This window comes from Lentisphaera araneosa HTCC2155, assembly GCF_000170755.1.
Taxonomy (GTDB): domain Bacteria; phylum Verrucomicrobiota; class Lentisphaeria; order Lentisphaerales; family Lentisphaeraceae; genus Lentisphaera; species Lentisphaera araneosa.
The window spans coordinates 91,023-113,542 of the sequence record NZ_ABCK01000011.1 but is presented as its reverse complement, the minus strand read 5'-3'; the positions used below and the strand labels follow the sequence as shown (position 1 = coordinate 113,542).

At 41.3% G+C, this 22,520-nt stretch carries 16 protein-coding genes and 1 tRNA gene; 5 read left to right on the top strand and 12 right to left on the bottom strand.

Annotation, left to right across the window (positions count from 1 at the left end; translation table 11 throughout):
- Nucleotides 1-2: 2 nt before the first annotated feature.
- The 4 genes from thiI to LNTAR_RS12520 form a co-directional block, all read right to left on the bottom strand.
- Nucleotides 3-1,304, bottom strand: a complete 1,302-nt coding sequence (gene thiI, locus LNTAR_RS12535) for a tRNA uracil 4-sulfurtransferase ThiI (RefSeq protein WP_007279085.1) — start codon at nucleotides 1,302-1,304, stop codon at nucleotides 3-5.
- Between the two features lie 88 nt (nucleotides 1,305-1,392).
- Complete coding sequence (locus tag LNTAR_RS12530; RefSeq protein WP_007279084.1) at nucleotides 1,393-3,342, bottom strand: AI-2E family transporter; 1,950 nt, start codon at nucleotides 3,340-3,342, stop codon at nucleotides 1,393-1,395.
- Nucleotides 3,339-4,226, bottom strand: a complete 888-nt coding sequence (locus tag LNTAR_RS12525; RefSeq protein WP_040914845.1) for an MBL fold metallo-hydrolase — start codon at nucleotides 4,224-4,226, stop codon at nucleotides 3,339-3,341. The genes LNTAR_RS12530 and LNTAR_RS12525 overlap by 4 nt, the downstream gene beginning before the upstream one ends.
- 3 nt (nucleotides 4,227-4,229) lie before the next feature.
- Nucleotides 4,230-4,619 (bottom strand): FHA domain-containing protein, encoded by a 390-nt coding sequence (locus LNTAR_RS12520; RefSeq protein ID WP_052607320.1) that lies wholly within the window; start codon nucleotides 4,617-4,619, stop codon nucleotides 4,230-4,232.
- Between the two features lie 263 nt (nucleotides 4,620-4,882).
- On the opposite strand from LNTAR_RS12520, the gene LNTAR_RS25720 reads away from it, so the two are divergent.
- Nucleotides 4,883-6,193 (top strand): TraB/GumN family protein, encoded by a 1,311-nt coding sequence (locus LNTAR_RS25720; protein ID WP_007279081.1) that lies wholly within the window; start codon nucleotides 4,883-4,885, stop codon nucleotides 6,191-6,193.
- Here the strand turns inward: LNTAR_RS25720 and LNTAR_RS12505 are convergent.
- From LNTAR_RS12505 to hisH, 5 genes are all read right to left on the bottom strand, one after another.
- On the bottom strand, nucleotides 6,183-7,067 hold the full coding sequence (locus tag LNTAR_RS12505; RefSeq protein ID WP_007279080.1) for a hypothetical protein: 885 nt from the start codon (nucleotides 7,065-7,067) through the stop codon (nucleotides 6,183-6,185). The two genes, LNTAR_RS25720 and LNTAR_RS12505, sit on opposite strands and share 11 nt — an antisense overlap.
- Nucleotides 7,045-7,959, bottom strand: a complete 915-nt coding sequence (locus LNTAR_RS12500; protein ID WP_007279079.1) for a PDZ domain-containing protein — start codon at nucleotides 7,957-7,959, stop codon at nucleotides 7,045-7,047. Before LNTAR_RS12500 ends, LNTAR_RS12505 begins: the two co-directional genes overlap by 23 nt.
- A complete protein-coding gene (dnaE, locus tag LNTAR_RS12495) occupies nucleotides 7,959-11,678 on the bottom strand; it encodes a DNA polymerase III subunit alpha (RefSeq protein ID WP_083800030.1) in 3,720 nt (1,239 codons plus the stop codon). The genes LNTAR_RS12500 and dnaE overlap by 1 nt, the downstream gene beginning before the upstream one ends.
- Nucleotides 11,679-11,742: 64 nt before the next feature.
- On the bottom strand, nucleotides 11,743-12,522 hold the full coding sequence (gene hisF / locus LNTAR_RS12490) for an imidazole glycerol phosphate synthase subunit HisF (RefSeq protein ID WP_007279077.1): 780 nt from the start codon (nucleotides 12,520-12,522) through the stop codon (nucleotides 11,743-11,745).
- Nucleotides 12,515-13,147 carry an imidazole glycerol phosphate synthase subunit HisH gene (gene hisH, locus LNTAR_RS12485; RefSeq protein WP_007279076.1) on the bottom strand — a complete coding sequence of 211 codons (633 nt, stop codon included), beginning with the start codon at nucleotides 13,145-13,147 and terminating at the stop codon, nucleotides 12,515-12,517. The genes hisF and hisH overlap by 8 nt, the downstream gene beginning before the upstream one ends.
- A 218-nt stretch (nucleotides 13,148-13,365) precedes the next feature.
- Between hisH and LNTAR_RS12480 the strand changes: the two genes are divergently transcribed.
- From LNTAR_RS12480 to LNTAR_RS12470, 3 genes are all read left to right on the top strand, one after another.
- Entirely contained in the window at nucleotides 13,366-13,932 is a 567-nt protein-coding gene (locus tag LNTAR_RS12480; protein ID WP_157473541.1) for a YfiR family protein, read from the top strand.
- Nucleotides 13,932-15,854 (top strand): ATP-binding protein, encoded by a 1,923-nt coding sequence (locus LNTAR_RS25715; RefSeq protein WP_007279074.1) that lies wholly within the window; start codon nucleotides 13,932-13,934, stop codon nucleotides 15,852-15,854. Before LNTAR_RS12480 ends, LNTAR_RS25715 begins: the two co-directional genes overlap by 1 nt.
- A 232-nt stretch (nucleotides 15,855-16,086) precedes the next feature.
- Entirely contained in the window at nucleotides 16,087-19,542 is a 3,456-nt protein-coding gene (locus LNTAR_RS12470; protein ID WP_007279073.1) for a pyruvate carboxylase, read from the top strand.
- A gap of 147 nt (nucleotides 19,543-19,689) precedes the next feature.
- On the opposite strand, the gene miaB is transcribed toward LNTAR_RS12470, so the two are convergent.
- Genes miaB through LNTAR_RS25710 form a run of 3 tightly spaced genes read right to left on the bottom strand, consistent with a single transcriptional unit; the run spans nucleotide 19,690 to nucleotide 22,270 of the window.
- Nucleotides 19,690-21,048: a tRNA (N6-isopentenyl adenosine(37)-C2)-methylthiotransferase MiaB gene (gene miaB, locus LNTAR_RS12465; RefSeq protein WP_007279072.1), complete on the bottom strand. Its 1,359-nt coding sequence runs from the start codon at nucleotides 21,046-21,048 to the stop codon at nucleotides 19,690-19,692.
- Between the two features lie 26 nt (nucleotides 21,049-21,074).
- On the bottom strand, nucleotides 21,075-21,674 hold the full coding sequence (locus tag LNTAR_RS12460; protein ID WP_007279071.1) for an OmpA family protein: 600 nt from the start codon (nucleotides 21,672-21,674) through the stop codon (nucleotides 21,075-21,077).
- A 2-nt stretch (nucleotides 21,675-21,676) separates the two neighbouring features.
- Complete coding sequence (locus LNTAR_RS25710) at nucleotides 21,677-22,270, bottom strand: OmpA family protein (protein ID WP_007279070.1); 594 nt, start codon at nucleotides 22,268-22,270, stop codon at nucleotides 21,677-21,679.
- A 164-nt stretch (nucleotides 22,271-22,434) separates the two neighbouring features.
- On the opposite strand from LNTAR_RS25710, the gene LNTAR_RS12450 reads away from it, so the two are divergent.
- Nucleotides 22,435-22,511, top strand: a tRNA-Arg gene (locus tag LNTAR_RS12450).
- The last annotated feature ends 9 nt before the right edge of the window (nucleotides 22,512-22,520 follow it).

Here is a 22,520-nt window from a genome sequence, read left to right as displayed (position 1 = left end):
ATCTAATCAGTTCCAAACCATTCATTTTTGAATTTCTTCTCATAAATCTCAATGAGTTCTGGAACTGGAGTTTCTTCTAGGCTTTGAGTATCAATTAAACGCGTATTTTTGAGGCAGTCGATTATTGCGTCATTTGCATTGTAGCGGCGTTCTTGATCTTCGAGAAGCCTAGGGTTTCCGTTTGTCGCGGGTTTTCCTGGTGCGAAAGTTGTGCATGAGTCGGAGCACTGAATGTTGGAAACGTCAAAAGTTCCGGCTTTTTCAGCAATAGCAATGACTTCATTTTTATCCATACATACCAGGGGGCGCAAGACAAGGGTGTTGGTCGCTCGGTTGATGGTGTCCATATTGGCGAGTGTTTGAGAGGCCACTTGCCCAACAGCTTCGCCAGTTAAAAGAGCTTTTGTTTTTAGGTGTTCTGCGACAACGGTTGATACACGCATCATGATTCTACGGTAGAGAATGGTGCGGAAACGTTCAGAGCAATCGTCGCGAATCATTTTCTGTGACTCTGCCATGTTACATGCGTAGAATTTGGCTGGATGATCTTGGAACTTATCTAAGATTGTTTGAAGCTTAGCTACTTTATCAATGAGTTCGGGCTGAGTATAAGGGAAACTTTCAAAGGTGATTGAGTTGACATGACTTCCTCTTTGCATGGCTTTGAAGGCCGCAACAGGTGAGTCAATCCCTCCAGAGAGCAGGCATAAAACAGGGGCACTTGAACCAACGGGGAGTCCTCCGAGGCCTTTGTGATCTTGGAAGTGAACAAAAGCAATGTCAGGACGAATTTCAACGCCTACAGTTAGGTGAGCTTTTTTTAGATTGACTTTGAGGTCATCATGATTTGGGAGTATTTTTTCAGCTATTTCCATTTCCATTTCTTTTGAAGTGTAGGGGAATTTTTTCCAACTTCTTCTACAGCGAACGCGAAAAGTATAGTCCTGGAGGGGGAGTAGTTGGTTCTTACCAATTTGGTAAGCTGTCTCAAAGTGTTTAGCTATGAGCTCCAAGATGGTATCTGCGTCAGGGTCAGTAATGATGCCAGGCGCGTACGATTCTAAACCAAAGGTTCTATCGAGAGCTTCGCTAGCTATTTTTATTTCTTTAGGGGAGAAAAAGCTGTTATCTCTTTTTTTGAGGGCAAAGCGTCCTTGGTCACGGTAGTAATTAAACTCACTTCTATTAGTGAGTTGGCGAGAGATGTTGTTGAGTAATTTTTGTTCAAATTGCCAACGATTTTTGCCTTTTGTACCTATTTCATTGTAACGAAGTAGAAAGCAGTTTACGGGAATGTTTGACATAGGATTAATCCTTAGAGGTTCATTAAATTCGCGAAATATAGTCGCATCTATTTAAAAGAACAGTGGGGATTTTAAGTCTATGTAATAACTAAGAGGCGGCAGGGCTTTTTTCATTTTCGAGCGCTAATTCAGGTGGAGGTTCTGAGGACTCTTTGTTGGAAAAAAAGCTTTTGTATATCCTTGGTGAAAGGTACTTGATAATGGAAGCTGCGGGGACACCAAAGATCGCTCCACCAATACCTGCAGTAATACCACCAAGAAGAACAACAATGATGGTTTCAAGTAGAGTGAGTCCGAGAGAAGCTCCTACGAGTTTCGGGTAAAGGAAAAAACCTTCCAGCAAGGTGACAATTAAGAAGTAAACCAAGGCTAAGCCTAGGTAAAAGGCTGGGTCAGTTATGCCATTGAATAGACAAATGACAAAAGTAAGCGCAATAGCGATAATGGGTCCTAGGAATGGTAGCAGAACCTGTAAGCTAGAGATGATGGCGAGAGGGATAGCGTAGGGGACACCCATGATACTGAAGATGATCAAAAATATCGGGAGTTCAACAAGAATGATAAACATACAACCGCGAACCCAGCGTTGCATTTTGTCGATCACTACATCTAAGATAGAGATAGCTTCTTGTTTGGTCTCTTGGTTAAGTGTTGGTGTCCACGTACTATTAAAGATGCCGTCAATTATGTATTGCCCTGTTGATTGGCCTCCTGAAACGAGTTGGAATAAGGCCATTTTCTTAAGGAAAAAGATAAAAAAGAACAGGCCCATAAAGATATCTAAGACAATGTTAATGAAGGTCCCTGCCATAACTTGGAGGGTGCCTAAAAGCCCGCCAGAAGCTTTCGTTAATTTTGCGGCAATTGTATTGAGGTTATCCTTGTCTTCAAGTGCTAGGGCTAATTGTGTAGTGAAAGCGGATAGGACTGGGAACTCTTTAAGTTTTTGTTCTAATTCCTTAACCTCTTGGCGGATCCAATTGACATAAGTTTCAGAGGCTTTCGGAGCCTCGTTTTCAATAGTGCTAGGGTCACTTGGTTCATTATTCTCTTCTATGACCGAGTCAGTCTTTGGTGAGTCCTCAGCAATTTTAGGGTCGTTGGGCTCTGCTAGTTTTTCGTCTGCGACTTTGGGACTATTAGTGTTTTCTTGAATTTGATGATGCTCAAAACGTTCTTGCTTGATATCCACAATTTTTTTCTGTGTATCGCGAAGAAAGCTATAACTAGCTGTGGTGAATAGGCTAATCACAAAAATGAAACCTAAGAAGACAGTGGCAATGGTTAGATTGCAGGCGATGTTCATTTTTTTATTTGCACGTTTTTCAAGAACTTTGTTGTCATCAAGGCTTCTGCGCTGAGGTTTAAGCTCCATAATGCGTTGAACGGCCTTATTGGTCATGAACTTTTTTAGGTAAAATTGCTGAAGTGGCAAGAAGAAGTAGGCAAGTGCCACGCCAATTAGAACTGACTTTAAGTAGATAGCAGTAATGATAAAGAGGATGGAAACTAGGAGGATGGCTAGAAGGCCTGCTAGAGAAAGTGCGCGTTTTTTCTTTTTGTCTTCAGACTCAAAAACTTCTTCTTCAATATGTTTATGCTTAGATTTTGAGACTTTGAGGTGCTGAGCAAGTTTTTTAATGAAAGATTTTTCTTCCGTGGGGTAAACCCCTTCGGAATAAGCGATTTTGATAAAAGACTTGAGTAAGTTAAGTCTGTCCTCGCTAGAAAAAAGTAAAAGTGGTTTACAGGTTTCGTTCCAGTCAAGGTCGTGCTCACGAGTGATTTCTTGTGAGAATTTTTGCAATGCGGCTTCACCAAAACTTTCGTGCAAATAGCTTCGCACAAGTTTAATTTGACTGAGGCGACTGCGTTTTGATTGCTTCATTAGCTCAGCAGCTAAAATAATTACTGAATTAATCGCATCAGTATGTTCCTGGTCGCCAACGGAGTGAAAAGCCAAGGAGTCAAAACTAGCTTCTATGGCGTGGGCGAGTGGCGATGTGAACTTATTGAGTAAATCTGGTTTGTTTTTCATGATCTCAGTTGCAGTGTGAGTCCCTCGCGGGCCCAGATGACCTGCATGGCTGGGGTTAATGATTCGTATTGATTCATGTACTTATGTGACAAATCTTCCAAAATACTATCAGTATGCATGGGATCATGGTGATATATGATAAGATTTTTCACTCCAGCTTGATGAGCAATTTTGTGAATGAGGCTTAATGAAGTGTGACCCCATCCAACTTTGTCGAGGTATTCTTCGTCAGTGTATTGTCCATCGGCAATGAGGTAGTCGACTTCAGAGATGAATTTTAAATAACGTTCACCCATTTTATCTTTTGGAGAGCCATCGCGGTGAAACTGCAAGTCTAGCTCGTTGTCTGTAGCGTAAACTAAAGTGCGCCCTCCGTCTAAGCTCGCTTTGAAAGCTGTGGATCCACCGGGGTGGTTTTGGTCTGTAGACGAGACTTTTACGCCACTAATGTCTAGCGCTTGGAGATCTACATGTACGTTGAGTTCTGAACTCAATTGAGACATTGGGACAGGGAAGTAGACTGAGTTCATTTGGCCAGAAAGTGTTTTTTCTAGCATGTCATCTTTCTTTTCAGAGCCATAAATGTTGAGCTTAAATCGAGAGTCGTATGCAGGTTGAAAGAAGGGTAGCCCTTGTATGTGGTCCCAGTGAGTGTGACTAAGAAAGATATTAAGTTCAATCACATTGCCGTCATAGCTTTTTTCGACTAATTCCATAAGCTCAATACCGAGTCCACGGATTCCTGTTCCTGCATCGAAAATGAAATAAGATTCGTCATGCTTTAAGCACACACATGAGGTGTTTCCACCATATCGTTCAGTTGATCTGCCAGGCGTGGCAATCGAGCCTCTGCTTCCCCAAAAAGTTATTAGTGCATTCTTCATTAGTTAAGAAATGAGCTCTTCACGTTCGTAGTAAAAGAGGTGAGTGTCTCCGATTTCAATGACATCATTGGGATGTAAAACACATTTGGCAATACTAATGCCATTAACGTATGTGCCATTAGTAGATTCTAAATCTTCTATAGAGTAAGTTTCATTTGAAAAAGAGATTTTTGAATGGTGGCGGGAAATGTTTGGGAAAGCGAGTTGGATGGAATTGTCCTTGGTTCGTCCAATGATCGTATCTCCTTCTTTGAGTTTGTAAGTTTGGACTTGTTCGTCAAGTCTTTTGATATCAAGAAAAGCTACGCGATGCTTCTTTATGCCCTTCATGACACTAGATCGAGATATCGCTAAAGTCCTTACGTCGCCTTCTTGGTGATTTGAACCACTCATGTTTATCCCATAATTAAATATCAAACTCTCACTTCTAACTATACACAGGCAGTATTTTAAAATCAATGATATAGCTTGGGGCATATGATAAAATATTGTGAAATATTACTTGCGCACTTATGTGAGAGGCCGGTAGGCGTTGTGAAACGAGTTTTTCCTTTTATCTTTTTGTACATTAGAAAAATGCCTAGCCAATGAGACAAGATCACTTTTTGATTTAACTTGAAGGCAATAATTTAGTATAACTAAGGAAATACGATTTAGTGGATAAAGAACAAAACGTTGAACGCTTGAGTTTTGGTGATCGCGAAGTGATCCTCATTGGTACAGCACATGTATCAAAAACGAGTGCGGAACAAGTGACGCGTGTGATTGAGGAAGAACAACCTGATGCAGTTTGTGTCGAATTATGTGAATCACGCTATCAGAAAATCAAAGATCCAGATTCATGGAAAAATATGGATTTGGTGAAAATCCTTAAAGAAGGCAAGTTGATGTTGTTTATCATTAATTTGATTTTGGCTTCACATCAAAAGAAGATTGCTGAAAAAATGGGGATTAATCCAGGGCAAGAAATGCTGAATGCAATTTCGTCTGCAGAGGAAAATGAGATGAGTTTAGAACTCATTGATCGCGATGTGAAGACGACTTTAAACCGCACCTGGGGACTGATGTCGTTGAGCAATAAAATAAAATTGCTCGCTTCCATGTTGGGGACGATGACTATAGTCGCTTGGTTACTGTCCTTCATTTTATTCATTGTTCATCAATCTAGCCAAATATTTGAGGGCCATGATAAAATTATAAACATCGTCATTGTGGCTTTATTTTTAGTGCCTTTCTTTTTGCCCGAGGGAAATAATAAAGAGGAAGAAGTGACAGAAGAGAGTCTAGAGAAGTTGAAAGAGCAGGATATGCTTGAGAATCTTCTACAGGAAATGGGGGATAACTTGCCCGATGTAAAAAAGCGTTTGATTGATGAACGCGATTTATACATGGTGAAAAAGCTTCAGCAATGTGAATCAAAAAAAATGGTAGCTGTTGTGGGTGCAGGGCATGTTCCAGGTATGTTACGTCACTGGAATGATGAAATCGACTTAGCTGCTTTGGAGGAGTTGCCTCAGCCCGGGATATTATCGAAGTGCTTTAAATACGGTTTCCCTGCAGTTTTAGTGCTTGTGGGAGTGGCCGGCATGTTCTTTTTAGATTTTGATAAAATTAAAGACTTAATCATTTCGTACATTATCATTACTGGTGGTGGAGCAGCTATTGGAGCTGTAGTGGTTTTGAGCCATCCGTGGTCAATATTTCTCGCTTTTATTTCTGCACCTATTACCATTCTTCACCCGGCTTTAGGCGTGGGCATGATAACGGGTGTAAGTGAGGCTGTAAAAAGAAAGCCGACGGCAGGGGATTTTGAAACTTTATTAGATGATTTCGGTTCAGTAAAAGGCTGGATAAAAAATCGTGTAACTCGTGTACTTTTGACTTCAGTGGCGAGCTCGATTGGGGCGATTTTAGGCTTGTTATATTTCTGCCACAAGCACAATGTAACAGGTTTTTTTAAATCGTAGATTCTTTGTTGCAAATGGCGATAAAATTATCGTAAGCATTCGCTAGTTCTGTCCTGATAGGGTCGGCGATTTTCTTTAAACGGTGCTGTTCACTAATGTACTTCTCTCGCCCTTGACTTGTGTCCACAGCGATGGGCTCCATCTTGAATTCACTCATGTCGTATGGAGAGGCTTGCATGTCCAAATATCTACATTGGATAGCTAGCTCAAAGCAGCGTAAAAGTAGGTCTCCAGTCATAAAAGGGTAGAGTTTATAGGCCCATTTATAGAGGTCCATGTTTGCATGGAGGCATCCACTTTGTTCGTATTCTTCCTGATTCTCTCTGCTTAAAGGGTGTTGGATGAGTGGGCTGGCATCATCTGTAAAAAAACGATAGGCATCAAAGTGGGTGCATTGACAAGGGGTGCTTTCAACAAAGTTATCAAGAGTTTTTGTTGACACTCGTAAAGGAAGTTGCTCGTGTCTTTTGGAGTCTGATTTGTAAATCATAGACCATTCGTGAACGCCATAGCAGTTGAAAACCGGAATTCTTTCACTTGTCTGCTTGAGTAGCTGACTGATCCATTTAAAGTTTTTAAGTCGTTGCTTTGGATAGCGCTCTGGGTTGAGTTGACAATGCTTTTTGGATTGTGAGTAATGGCCAAAAAGAAGTGATCCATCATGCTCACCTTCTAATGTTATATCCGGGCCAGGACTCCATAGCCGTAGGCGATTGATTTTTAAATTGTAGTATGAAAAGAGAAAATCTAAAGTGGGGTGTTTCTTGCCAGATGCGCTATATTGTCGCCACTCAGTTGTAAGGTGGTCTACTTTTTCTTGATGTGCTTTGGCGTGTTGCCGCCATGTCGATTCATTTATTAGCAATATTTTCATTCCGATTTCTAATAAGAGTGCGCGCTATTTTTGCACATTCATTTGCTTTAATACTGTAACTTCCTGAGGGAGTTGCATAAGCTAAAGAGATGCCCACAAATTCCCCATTGATAAGGCATATGGGGCCGCCGTGTTGGTTGTGTGCCAGCGGTATGTCGTGTTGAAAAACCATCCTTTTAGGTAAGGTGTTGTATTCTTTAGCTTTTTGGGGTTTGTAGGCGGTTTTGAAGATTTTGCCTTTGCGAATAATGTCGACTTGGATTTTTTCATTAATTCTTAGTGAACGTAATTTTTCAAGAGTGTCACGACCGCTGAACATGAGGTCGCCATTAATGGAGTTGATGATATCTCCAGGTTTTAGGCCCGCCTCTTCTTCAGGTGAATTGGGTTCGACATATAAGATTTTTGGACGAGCCTCAAGGGTGAATCGTAAGCTGTGATAAAAATTACTTTGTATGGCCTCGTAAGGCGCTAAAGAAACAATGCCAAAAGATATCGCACGAGACGAATTAACTGCAGTGAGGAATTTCCCAGTATTAATTTTAGAGCTTCCATATGTTAGAGGAGTGAGTTTGAAAGGAGCGCGTAGTACAGTTAGGTGACTTTTTCTGTCAGTGCCGATCAATTCAACTGGGAAGAGGCTTCCTTTTGAGTCTTTAATTAAAATGCCTTCTTCAAATTTATCTAATGATGTTATGAGAAATCCTCCTTCAGTAAAGGCGCAGGCCAACGCAATTTGTTTATCTTTTAAATGAAGACTAAAGACGGATTTTTGAGTCGGTAAAGTTTTTTTACTTAATATGGGTAGGAAGTTTTCGTCTACCAAAGGAGGTGTGGCCACAGCAAAGCAATTCACTGTAAAAGCCATCAAGAGTAATAAACGTTTAAGCATCAGGCTCTCGCTGGACGGTATTGTTTTCTTAATTCACCTTGGTAAGGACTGGCTTTAATCTTGATAGAGCCAGTGCCAAATATTTCGTTCATTTGATTGATGAAATTCCAGGTGGGAAGGAAGTTTTTGTTTTTGGAGGGTTCCAGCCAAATGTCTTTTTCGTCGGCAGTTAAAACACGAATATAAAGGCGGTGAGTAGATCGAATTTCTTTGAAGAATTGAAGTAATTTTCTTTTTTGATCCTCTTGAAGGAGCGTGTTTTGATTGAAGGTCGCAAATTCAGCCTGAGTTAGAAGCTTTTCTAATTGGAGACGGTTGGAGTTTTGCAGGAAGGTATCCCTAAGATATTTTTCAAATTTTGGGATGAGATCTTTCTGGCTTTTATGAACCATGCGTAAAGCTGTTTGAGTTAAGAGCCTTTGCTCATAATCATTGACGATTCCGATATTTTTAGAACAGAGTTCTTTAAATTGGCTTTCTTTTTCTTGGTCGAGTTTACTCTCGTCTAAAATAATTAAAGTTTGTTCAGTGTGTGCGGATACAGATTCGTGAATGGGGATGGCGTTACGAACAATTAATTGAGTTCGTGGTTCTCGAGAAAATTCAGCTTCTATGAGAATGGTTGAATTGTCTTTAAGGGCCTCGCTATTTTGATCATAATCCCAACAGATACATTCTATGCCATCACTCAAATCTTCGGCATTAAATGAAGCAAAGGTTTTTCCTTTTTTTGTTTTTCTCAAATTGAGGTTGCTGATCATTACACCAAGTCTTGCGACGGCACGATCTTCACTTTGTTTTTTTAAGCCAGTAATTGAGTTTGAGCTAAATTTTTTGATGAGTTGTTTATGTTCTCCAACAGGGTGACCAGTCGCATAAAAACCAAGTAAGGTTTTTTCCATGTCAAGCTTATAGCGCAGATCCCATTCGGGCATGGAGTCATCGGGAGAGATTGTGTTGACTTCTTCCACTTCTGCGAAGAGGCTCATTTGTCCCATGGCTAAATCGTTGGCCTTGGAACTTGAGTGTTCAAGAGCGCGATCAATGAATTGAGTGAGGGCAGAGCGCTTATTTCCAAATTCATCCATGCCACCTGAAGCAATGATGCCTTCAAGAACTTTGCGGCTTACATTGGTATGGCCGACGCGTTCACAAAGGTTCATAAAGCTTTCATACTCGCCTTCCTTTCTAATTCTTACAATAGTTTCGGATGCCGAGGTGCCGACACCTTTAATAGCGCCCAGCGCAAAACGAATGGCGCCATTTTCTACAGAAAAGGTAACTTTACTTTTATTGATGTTCGGAGGAAGAACTTTGAGTCCTAGGTTACGACATTCTTCGAGGAAGAAAGTGACTTTATCTGCATTGCCAAGTTCGGAAGTCATTACAGCTGCCATGAATTCGGCTGGATAGTGTGCTTTAAGGTAAGCTGTTTGGTAGGCGACCCAAGCGTAACAAGTTGAGTGCGATTTATTGAAGGCGTAGGATGCAAATGCTTCCCATTTTTCCCATGTTTCTTCAAGTTTTTTTCTATCGTGGCCGTTTCCTTCACCTTGGTCTAAAAATTTAGGTTTAAGCTGAGCAAGTAAATCCATCTTCTTTTTACCCATGGCTTTACGCAGTGTGTCGGCTTCGCCTTTAGTGAAGTTGCCAAGTTTCTGGGATAGAAGCATTACCTGTTCCTGATAAACAGTAATACCATAAGTTTCTTGAAGATATTCATCCATGCCTTCGCAGTCATAAGTGATTTCTTCGCGGCCGTGTTTCCGTTCAATAAAGGAAGGGATGTAGGCGATCGGGCCCGGGCGATAAAGAGCGTTCATCGCGATGAGGTCAGGGAAAACTGTAGGTTGCAGTTCTTTCATGTATTTTTGCATACCAGCAGATTCGTATTGGAATACAGCAGTTGTTTTACCTTCTTGGAACAGCTTATAGGTTCTTCTGTCATCAATTGGAATGGCTTCGATGTCGATCTCGATGTCGTGATTCTCTTTGATGAGACCTAGGGTGTCTTTGATCAAGGTCAGAGTTCTCAAGCCTAAAAAGTCCATTTTGAGGAGGCCTAAATCTTCGCAAGGACCTGCAGAAAACTGTGTAACAACTTCACCATTAGCACCAGAGATCAGCGGGATGAGGTTGGTGAGTTCCTGGTCACCAATGATGACACCACAGGCGTGGATACCCATATTTCGATTGAGGCCTTCAAGAGGCATGGCGTTATCGATAATTTGTTTAACCCATTCTTCGCTATCGTTAAGCGCAATGAGCTCTTCGCTTTTGATTTTTGGATCAAACAAAGCTTTATGTAGAGTGATCTTGAGGTCTTCGGGAATCAGCTTTGTTATTTGATCGGCACGAGTATGCTCGTAGCCAAGTGCACGAGTCACGTCTTTGATAACCGCTTTCGCTTTCATGGTACCATAGGTGCCGATCTGAGCTACTTTTTCACTGCCATATTTCTTCCTTACGTAATCAATAACTTCGGGTCTGCGACGTTCGCAAAAGTCAATATCGAAATCCGGAGGAGAGATACGTTCAGGGTTTAGGAAACGTTCGAAAAGAAGGTTGTATTTGATGGGGTCAATATTGGTGATCCCAGTTAAGTAAGCGACAATGGAGCCTGCGCCCGACCCGCGGCCAGGTCCGACAGGGATATCGTTTGTTTTGGACCAATTAATAAAGTCCCAGACAACCAAAAAGTAGGAGTCGTATCCCGATTTATGAATCACCCCTAGCTCAAAGTCAGTTCTTTCAACGATTTCTTTCTCGCGTTGATCTTTAGGGTTTTTGTGATCGAGTCCATAGCGTTCTTTGAGGCCACCAACACAAATTTCTAACAAGAATTGTTGCTGAGTACGATCGTCTGACATGGGGTAGACAGGGTAGTGCTCGCTGGTGTCGAATGCTACATCGCATTGATTGGCAATTTTTCTGGTGTTTTCGAGAGCTTCGGGCACGTCAGAGAATAATCCCTCCATTTCTTCTGGCAGATGGAGGTAGTAGTTTTTTTCAGGAAATCGCAATTTCTGAGGGTCATGGACTGTTTTTTCACCTACGCAACATACGATATCGTGGGGGATTGCCATTTTTGCTTCTGGATAATAAACTGTTTGAGAGGCAACTAATCCGATCTCATTGTCTTTAGCAAGCTGAAGAACGAGCGGGTATTTTTCGTCGTCGCCTTCACGCTTGTGTTTTTGTATTTCAAGATAAAAATTTTCTTTGCCAAAAATATCGACATAGAAATTGAGCGCATTTGTGGGGTCAATATTTTTGCTAAGATCAGACGCGATATCACTATCATGAAATGGGGCAATAGCAATGATGCCTTCTGAGTACTGGCGTAAAAAAGAGCGATCAATGCGGGGTTTTATATGAAAGCTTTCTAGATGTGATTGAGCGTTGATCTTACACAAATTTTGATAGCCGACATTATTCTTGGCCAATAAAATCAATCCGTTAAAAGAGCTCATGTTACTAGGGTTTTGAGTTCTAGAATTGTTAAGGTAAGTATAACAGCCAAGAATGGGTTTGATGTTCGCTTTTTTCAAGCCATTAGTAAAGGCAATGGAGCCACACATGTTGGCAAAGTCAGTTAATGCAGCTGCTTCGAAGCCTCCTTCCTCAAGTCTTTTGATAAGGGCTGGCATGGTGCAGGCAGACTGCAACATACTGAAATCTGTATGTATATGTAAGGGTACGTAGGGTGCTTTGCTCATGACTAAAACTTATAAATCCTGGTTCGACTTGATGAATTAAATAAGTTATGATTTTGCTAAATATTTACCAATCCATCCGCACAGGAATCTCAGCTTTATTGAGGTCTTCTTTGATGCTAGAGCAAGTGTGGGTGCCATAGTGTACCATACTGGCAACTAATGCGGCTTCAGCATGAGTTTGTGACAATACGTCAACAAGGTGTGAGGACTCTCCTGCGCCACCACTAGCAATAACGGGGATTTGTACGCCGCTCGATATGAGTTGTGTGAGCTCAAGGTCATAGCCAGATTTCATGCCGTCAGCATCAATTGAGTTAAGGCAGATTTCCCCTGCTCCACGTTGTTCAGCTTCTTGAGCCCATGCTAAGGCATCTTTTTCAGTTTCAGTTCTTCCACCGTGGATGACAACTTGATAGCCACTAGGGAAAGCGTCGCTTTTTTCTACCTTTTGGGCATCCATGCCTAAGACAATGCACTGTTTCCCGAAGAGCACAGCTCCTTGGTTGATGATTTGCGGATCTCGCACAGCAAGGGAGTTGACGCTGACTTTTTCCGCTCCTGCCAAAAGCACATCACGCATGTCTTCAACATTGCGAATTCCGCCTCCTACAGAGAAAGGGATGAAAACGTTTTTTGCAACATCTCTCACCATATCTAGGTCGATTGGGCGTTTTTCAGCAGAGGCTGTGATGTCGTAGAATACGAGTTCATCAACGCCGTCGTTAACATATTGACAGGCCATGTCTACAGGATCGCCGATGTCGACGTTGCCTTTAAATTTGATGCCTTTAGTTACTTTTTTATTACGTACATCGAGGCAGACTATGAGGCGTTTATTAAGCATTGTATGTTCCATCCCATGTTGAGAAGTTTTCGAGTAACTGAAGGCCGTGACGTCCACTTTTTTCGGGGTGAAATTGAGTGGCCACTAGATTGTCTTTAGTTATAGCGCATGTGAAGTCGATTGAGCCGTAATTTGTGGTGGCCATTTCCATGCTCTCGTCGTCGGGACATGGGTAGTAGGAGTGTACGAAATAGAAGTTAGCGGCGTCTTCGATATCTTCAAAGATGGGGTGTTTTTTTGTGAAATTGACTTGGTTCCATCCCATGTGAGGGACTGATTTTTTTTCGTCTTCGGGGAATTCGAAATGAATGACTTTCCCGGGTATGAGCCCTAAGCATTCAGTGCCCTGATCTTCTTCGGAGTAATCGAAGATGATTTGCGTTCCTAGACAAATGCCTAAAAAAGGTTTTCCTGAATCAATGAACTGTTTTATAGATTGTTCGAGGCCTTTTTCTTTGAGGACTTTGACGGCCGATGCAGCTGCGCCAACGCCAGGAAAAATAACTCTGTCGGCGCTAAGAATCTCATCGGGTTCAGAGCTGATTTTCCATGGGATATCAATGCTCTCAAGAGCGAGGCAGACTGAGCGTAAATTGCCTGCGCCATAGTCGATAACTGTGATCATAATTTGTTCCTTAGAATTTTTTTGTAATATGTGCCCACGTGAAAATATGTCATTAGCAATTGCTTGATTATTGAGCTAAAAGAGTGTTTGGGTAGCTTTTTAGGGCAATTTGTTTGCTTTAGCCTTGTTTTTTTTTCTTAAAGTATTGACGCGGTGTATATTTTTTGTCTAAACTAAGTTAGTGTTAACAATCAAAATGAAGGTGTTGTCTCTGTGGATTGGCAGAGAAAGGAATTATGGTAGGATTGTCTAAAACTTTGCGAGCAATATTTCTCGTGCTTATACTACATAGTCTATGTAGTTGGGGACAGGGCTTGGAACCGCGAAAAGAAAGTGAAGTTAAGGCAGCGTACCTATTTACCTTTTTAAAGTACCTAGATTGTGAGGGGAAAGCTAGCGATCCGATTATTATAGCAGTGGTTGGCAAAGAAGCCTTTTCGGGTGAGCTAAATAAATATGCAGGTCGAGAAATTAAGGGCCGCAAAGTTCAGGTCGTTTATTTAGATCATAGCTCTGATGAAGTAAAAAAACCCATAAAATGCCACTTGTTATATATTGATGATAGTGCCCTTCTTTTTCAAAAGGAACTGATAAAATTATACCAGCCTTTTAAACCGCTTACAATTGCAGATAATGAATGGTTCTTAGAATCAGGTGGTATGATTAATCTTGTAGAAGTATCTCGCAAGATACGGTGGGAAGTTAATCATAAAGTTATCAAAGATACTGAGATTGCCATTTCTTCTAAAGTTTTACGCTTAGCCGTAAACAAGGAGAAAAAGTGATGTTTAACAAGAGTTTACAAGCACGCTTTTTTATCGTTATTACTCTAATCGTGTTTTTGGCGACGGTTGTCTCGGTTGCATTAGTTACTTTGAATGGCTATGAGTATCGTAAGAGTAGTCTAGAGACTCAGGCTTATGTTTTGGCGGGTATTATGGGGGAAAATGCAAGTGCAGCTATTGAGTTTGGTAATCATTCTGATGCCACGACGATTTTAAATTCACTAGAAGAGGTGCCATCTATCGACTCTATTGCTATCTATGTTGATGGAGAGAAGTTCGCGCACTATGCATCCACGGTGAAGATGATCCCAGAATTTAAAATATTAGATTTGAAGGGTAAGTTTAATTATTTAAATAATAAACTTTATGTTCAAAGAGATATTATATATGATGGTGAGGTCCTTGGTAGAATTCTTCTAGTTGATAATCTTGCGAGCCTAACAGTTCCTTTTTATAAGAGCCTCAACTTTGTAATCTCTGTACTTGTGATTGTTTTATTGCTTTCCAGCTTTTTAAGCTTCTCGATATTGAAAAAGTTGATTTCTCCACTCGTTCATTTATCAGATACGGCTCGAAAAATATCTCAATACCACACATATAATATAAGGGCTGAGTATAAAGGTAAGGATGAAATTGGTGATTTGACTTATTCATTTAATGAGATGTTAACGGAAATCCAGGCTCGTGAGGATACGATTAATCGTGAAAGGCATAATGCTGAACAGCGAGCTGTAGAGGCAGAAGAAGCCAATAAAAGGGCTAAAGTCGAGTTCGATCAAAGATTAGTTGCGGAGTCCGCAAATAAAATGAAGAGTGAGTTCTTGGCCAATGTGAGTCACGAAATTAGAACTCCAATGAATGCAATTTTAGGTTTTAGTGAACTTTTAGAAAAAGAGGACATAGATAAAAAATCTATGGAGTATGTAGAGGCAATTAATAGTAGTGGGCGCTCCTTACTGCATTTGATTAACGATATTTTAGACTTGTCAAAAGTTGAAGCGGGTAAGCTAGAGCTCATTTATACAAAAGTTGACTTGAGGTCTTTGGTAAATGAATTTGCTTCAGTGTTCTCTCGTGAGTTTGCTAAAAAGAACTTAGACTTTCTTGTTGAAGTTGATCAAGTGGTTCCTGATTTAGTCTCTTTAGATGAAGTGCGAATTCGTCAAATACTTTTTAACCTTATTGGCAATGCAGTGAAGTTTACTGAAGAAGGTTATGTGAAAGTCGCAATTAAAGCAGATCTAAAAAGGAATGGGGTAGTTGATTTGGATTTTGTGGTATCTGACACAGGTGTGGGGATAGGTGAGGAAGCCAACAGAAGGATTTTTGGTGCTTTCAATCAAGCGTCTGCGGAGATTAGCAAGGAGTATGGTGGTACTGGTCTGGGCTTAAGTATTTGTAAAGAGCTTTCACAGTTAATGGGTGGTTCAATTAATTTAGTTTCTGCTAAAGGTGAAGGCTCTGAATTTACCGTTAGCTTGAAAAATGTTAAAGTGGAATTGTGTACTACACGTATGAAAATTGACTTGCCTGTAGAAAACAAATATAAGTTTGAAAATGCAAAAGTATTGATAGTTGATGATACTCTGTTAAATCGAATTCTCTTGAAAGAATTTTTAAAAGAGTTCCCGTTTGAGTTGGAAGAGGCCGAGAATGGTCAGGTGGCCTTAGATACCTTAGAGGAATTTGATGCTGATCTAATTCTAATGGATATGAAGATGCCTGTGATGGATGGTCGCCAAGCGACAGAGAAAATCAAATCTAATCCAAAGTTAAAAGATAAGCCTGTAATTGCTGTCACGGCTTCGGCGATGAAGGCCAGTGAAGATGAGTTGAGTAAGCTTTGTGATGGCTTCTTAAGAAAGCCCTTCAAGATGGAGGATCTTCTAGTTCTTCTACAAAAATACCTGAAGCATTCATGAATAAACAAATCCCCTTAGTATTGGTGAATATTTTGTCGGATTTAGTTTTTAATTTTCTCGAAAATCCATAAAACCTCCGTGTTTTGTAAGATACCTGTACTATTTTTTCAGAATCCGGCAGTTTTTGTGTGTGTCATAGGGGGATTTACTTCAAAATGATTGCGTTTTTTTTGATTTTGCTCATTGGAGTGCTTTAGTACGGTCAAAATTAAATATAAATGTGGAGTATCCATTGAAAATTAAGAAGTTCAAAAAGCTTTTAGTAGCCAATAGAAGTGAGATCGCGATTCGCGTTTTTCGAGCAGCAACAGAATTGGGAATACGCACGGTAGCCATTTATTCACATGAAGACCGTTTCGCCTTACATAGATTTAAGGCTGACGAAGCTTACCAAGTTGGGACGCCAGGAGAGCCGGTAAAAGCGTACTTGGATATTAAGGGCATCATTGCTCTCGCAATTGAGAAAGAAGTTGATGCGATTCACCCAGGTTATGGTTTTTTATCAGAGAATGCGGAATTCGCAAAAGCTTGTAAAGAAGCAGGTATTGCTTTTATTGGCCCAGCAGTAAGCCTCCTTGAAGGTCTCGGCGATAAAATGGAAGCTAAGAAAGTAGCGAAGAAAGCTCAAGTGCCAATTCTTAGTGGTGGACTTGAACCTCTCAGAGATATTGCAGCTGCGCGTGCAGTGGCGGATGATCTGGGTTTTCCTGTTATTGTTAAAGCAGCTCACGGTGGTGGTGGTCGCGGTATGCGCGTGGTCAATAGTGCCCATGAATTACAACAAAAATTAGAAGAAGCTCAGCGTGAATCTTTAACAGCATTTGGTTCTGATGAATGTTTTATCGAGAAATTCATTGTTAAAGCGAAACATATTGAAGTTCAAATTCTTGGTGACTTACACGGTAACCTAGTTCATTTGTATGATCGAGACTGTTCGCTTCAGCGCCGTCACCAAAAAATCATCGAAGTGGCACCTTCTGTGGGGCTTCCTGAAAAACTAAGAGAAGATATTTGTCAGTCTGCCGTTAGTATCTGTAAATCGGTTGATTATCAGAATGCAGGTACAGTCGAATTCTTACTCGATACTGAGACAAACAAGTTCTTCTTTATTGAGATTAATCCACGTATTCAAGTTGAACACACTGTTACAGAAACAGTCACGGGTTTAGATATAGTAAAGCGCCAAATTTTAGTCGCTCAAGGTCACCCACTAGATTCTACTGAAATTGGTATTACTGAACAAAGTGATGTTAAAGTGCATGCTTATGCTTTCCAATGCCGTATTACTACGGAAGATCCAGCTAATAACTTCATTCCAGATTATGGTAAAATTGAACACTACCGTTCTTCAGGTGGTATGGGTATCCGTTTGGATGCGGGTACAGCTTTCTCTGGTGCCTTAGTGACTCCTTATTATGACTCGATGCTGGTAAAGGTGACTTCTGCAGGTTCCTCTTTCGAAGATGCTGTCCAGCGCATGAATCGTGCTTTGCAGGAATTTCGTATTCGTGGTGTAAAAACTAATATTCCTTTTGTAACCAACTTAGTGAATGAGCCTGACTTTCTAGAGGGTAAATGCACAACTCGTTTCATTGATGAAAAACCACAGTTATTCCACTTTCCTAAAAAGCGTGACCGCGCAACTAAACTCCTAAGATTCTTAGGTGAGGTTTCAGTTAATGGTAATCCACTGTTAAAAGGTAAAGATGAGCCGAAAGAGGTCGTTCGTCGAATTGCTCCCGTGCCTGCAATGGATCTTTCTAAAGAGCGCCCGGAAGGGTCACGTGACCGTCTATTGAAGTTAGGTCCTGAGGCTTTTACACAAGAAATTTTAAAAGAGAAAAAACTTCTCGTTACAGATACAACCATGCGCGATGCTCACCAATCGCTTTTCGCGACTCGTATGAGAACACACGACATGCTCAATGTGGCTGAGCGTTACTCTCGCGAACATAGCGATTTATTCTCTATGGAAATGTGGGGTGGGGCGACTTTCGATACATCAATGCGTTTCCTTAAAGAATCTCCTTGGGATCGTTTACGCAAATTGCGTAAAGCTTGTCCAAATATCTTATTTCAGATGCTTTTCCGCGGATCAAATGGCGTAGGTTATACGAACTATCCAGATAACGTTGTACGCGAATTCATTCAGCGTTGCGCTGCAGAAGGTATGGATGTATTCCGAATTTTCGACTCACTTAACTGGGTTGAGAATATGAAAGTTGCGATTGAAGAGACTCTAAAAACAGGCGCAATTTGTGAAGCTACAGTTTGTTACACGGGTGATATTTTAGACACGAAGCGCACTAAGTATACTCTCGAATACTATGTGAAAATGGCTAAAGAGCTCGAGTCTTTAGGTGCGCATATGATTGCTCTTAAAGATATGGCAGGTTTGTTAAAGCCTTACGCTGCATCTGAATTGATTTCAGCTTTAAAAGCCGAAGTCAACATTCCAATTCACTTACACACACACGATACAAGTTCAGGTCAGCTCGCGACTTTAGTTAAAGCCGCTGAAGCAGGTGTTGATATTGTTGACTGTGCCTTCGGTCCTCTTTCTGGTTTGACTTCGCAGGCGAACTTAAATACTCTTGTAGAAATGATGCGTTATACTGAGCGCGAAACGGGTATGGAATACGAAGCACTCGAGCGTACAGGTGAATACTGGGGCGTCGTTCGTCAATACTACTCAGCTTTTGAAACCTCGCAGCGTTATGGCGCGGCAGATGTTTACCGTCACGAAATGCCAGGTGGTCAATACACGAACTTATTCCAACAAGCATCTAGCCTCGGCTTAGCAGAGCGTTGGTTCGAAGTTTGTGATCGCTACCGTCAAGTGAATGAAACTTTTGGTGATATCGTAAAAGTAACACCTTCCTCAAAAGTAGTCGGCGATATGGCTTTGATGCTTGTGGCTAACAATTTACAGGCAAGTGATCTTATTCAAGGTGGTAAAGACGTTGCTTTCCCGCAGTCAGTTGTCGATATGATGCAGGGCTGGTTAGGTCAGCCTGAAGGTGGCTTCCCAGATGATATACGCAACAAAGTCTTGAAAGACAAAGATTACTTCACGGATCGTCCTGGTCTTCACAAAGATCCAATGGATTTAACTGTTGTTCGTGCCGAAGTCGAGAAAAAATTAGAGCGTAAAATTACTGATGCTGAATTGATGGCTTATGTAATGTACCCTGATGTTTTTGTTGATTTTGCGAATCACAAGCGTATTTATGGCGAAGTGATGAATATCCCAACGCCAGTTTACCTCTATGGTTTACCAATGCACGAAGAAGTTCAGATCGAACTTGATGAAGGTAAAACTCTCTTTATCAAACTTGTGGCTATTGGTGGTGAAAACCAAGATGGCGAAGTTACTGTATACTTTGAGCTTAATGGTCAGCCGCGTTCAATCAATATAATGACAGAAAGTGCTGCAGCTAATTCTACGGCTCGTCGTCAAGCTGAGCTTGGCAATGAGGATCACGTTGGTGCTCCAATGCCGGGTTTAGTAGTGAACGTTCACGTTAAAGAAGGTGATGAGATTCTCAAGAATACGCCTATCGCAGTTATGGAAGCTATGAAGATGGAAACGACTATCATGTCCGAGCGCGATGGTGTGGTTGGCGAAGTCTTGGTAGTTGCTGGAGACAATGTGAAAGCTAAAGACTTACTTATGGTTTATAAGTAATTTTTTCCTTTCAATTAAATTGAGGAGTTTCTGCTCCTTGATAAAGAAAGCCTAGTGATATTTCACTAGGTTTTTTTGTTAAGCTTATGGACTAAAAAAGCCTTCACTTGTGTTAGTGAAGGCTTTTTGTGTGAGGTGTTATGAAGACTAAGCTTTACTGGTGTGTTCGACATAAGAGCCGTAGAGGGCGTGTTGTGTGGCGCGCTCAATTTTGATGTTGATGAGATCGCCAACTTTGACATCCTCTTGTGGATCGAAAATCACAATTTTATAATTTGTGGTTCGTCCAGTCCATTTATCATCATTGCGTTTACTGACGCCTTCCACCATAATTTCTTCAATAGTGCCGACGCGTTGTTCATTTTTATGGGTCAGTCTTTCTTCGAGGTCTTTAAGTAAAATCTGATTGCGCTCAATTTTTGTTTCTTCATCTAACTGATTCGGCATTTGAGCAGCAGGGGTATTCTTACGCGTTGAGTAGCGGAAGATAAATTGTTGATCAAAATCAATTTCATTACACATGTCACGAGTAGCTTTGAAATCTTCTTCTGTTTCGCCAGGGAAGCCCACAATGAGGTCAGTTGTGAAAGTGATGCCATCGATACGTTCTTTCATTTTATTGATCCAAGAAAGAAACTCTTCAGCTGTGTGACGACGACGCATAACTTTGAGAAGGCGGTTCGAACCCGATTGCAGAGGGAAGTGGATGGCGCGACAGATTTTTGGTTCTGCTGCAATGGTGTCGATTAAGTCATCGTTGAAGTAGCGCGCGTGAGGTGAAGTAAAACGAATTCGTTTGATACCTTCAATTTTAGCTGTTTCACGAAGTAGTGCAGCAAAAGGAGAAACTTCCTTGTTGAAAGTGCGATCTCGTCTGGCTTCGATAAGTCCATATGCCGTGATATTTTGACCGAGGTACATGATCTCGCGAACACCTTTTTCGGATAGAGCTTTTACTTCGGCAATGATTGAGGCAATTGTGCGGCTTTTTTCTTGGCCACGTGTGAATGGGACAATGCAGTAGGTGCAGTATTCATTACATCCTCGCATGATAGCTACGGATGCGTTCATCTGACCTTCGGGGTGATTGTCGAGACGTTCCATAATATCTCTAGATAATCCAGTTTCGATAAGAGCATCTTCTGTATCTTTAGATTTTTCTATGAGTTCGGGGATCTTGTGGAGTTGGTCGGTGCCAGCAACGAAGTTGACGTGAGCATTTTTTTCTACTATATCATCTGCGCGACTTTGCGCCATGCACCCAATAACGCCAACTTGTAGCTTAGGGTTTTTGCGACGTAATTTTATGAGGCTCCCAACTTTACCGAGAGCTTTACGTTCGGCTTGATCGCGAACAGAGCAAGTGTTGAGGATGATGACATCGGCATCTTTTTCTTCCGTAGTGATTTCGTATCCACTCTTGAGTAGATCCATTTCAACGGCTTCGGAATCACGGTCATTCATTTGACAACCGTAAGTTTTGATAAGAACTTTTTCTTTGGACATGTGGGGAGTTAAACTTGTGGGGTTACTTATTTAGAGACGGCAATGATTTCGAATTGCGCTCTTCTATTTTTTGCATGGTCTTTGATGGAGTCACCGAGACTTGCGGGTTGTTCTTCTCCCATACCAATCGTGTGGATTTTATTCTTTATATCGTAGAATGAGATGAGCTTTTCTCTGACGGCAAGAGCGCGTTTTTCACTTAGGATTCGGTTGTATTGTTCAGAACCTTTTTCGTCAGTGTGTCCAGATATAACTAGGTGGAAGTCTTTGTTGTCGGCAATGTACTTGGCTAGGATTTTTAAAGGTCTTAGGTTGCTCTTGTCAATTGAGGCTGAATTAAAACCAAAATAAACGGGGGAGAAGTTGTGGTGGATTTTTTCACCATCTAAATCAAAAGGGTTTTTACCACCTTTTGAAAATAGGCCATCACTAATACTAGTTGATGGGTTGAGCTCGGGAGATTGATCCTCGGGTGAGAAAACTTTACTTGAGGGGTCGGCTTCTTGGGTATTTGGGGAGTTCGCAAGATCACCAGAGCCAGAAGTTCCATCCTCTGTGGATTGACAAGCAGTCATTAAACTAATGACTGCAAGGAAAGTGCAGATTTGTAAAGTCTTAAATTTCACGATTAGTTAGCGTCGTAAACTTCGAATTCAGCACGACGGTTTTTTGCGTATGACTGACTATCGGCACCAACCACAGCGGGTTTTTCTTCGCCGTAGGCAACGGTTTCGATACGCATTTCTAAATCTGGAGAAGCACTAAGGAGTGATTCTTTTACTGATAGAGCACGCTTTTCAGAGAGAGTGCGGTTGTATTCGTCGCTACCGCGTTCGTCGCAGTGGCCGCCAATGACGAGAGTGAAGCTCGGGTTAGAAGTGAGGAATTCAGCAATGGCTTGGATTTTTGCGTCTTCCGCACTGCGGACAGCTGCACTATCAAAAGCAAAGTAAACGGGCTCTATGTCGTGAGCAACTGGAGTGCCATGTTCACTGTTGTTAAGTACAGCACCTATATCACTGTCATTAACGAAAGTGCCATCTTCAATTGGAGGGAGGCCATTATCTATGGTGTCGCCGTCACCGTAAAGAGGTCCTGATCCACCTGGAATGTTCATGTTAGGTTCACGTGACTCAGAGCGTGTGTAGGTGTTGTCGTCACTGGCGCAACTTGCGAGTAGGGCGAGGAGTGAGGAGTAAGTGAGGTACTTAAAAAGTTTCATGGACAGCCTTGTTTTGAGTGTTTTTTATTATAAAGATGCGTGAATATAGGAGGTCTCGACAAAAAATCTTCTGCGAATTTTAATTCAATCGAAAAAATCACATTTTTTTTAATGAACTGTCTTGATAAAAGGTAAATACTTTTTATACTGATGGCGCTTAACAGGCACCCATAGCTCAGCTGGATAGAGCGTCTGGCTACGAACCAGAAGGTCTCAAGTTCGAATCTTGATGGGTGTACCACTTAAGCAA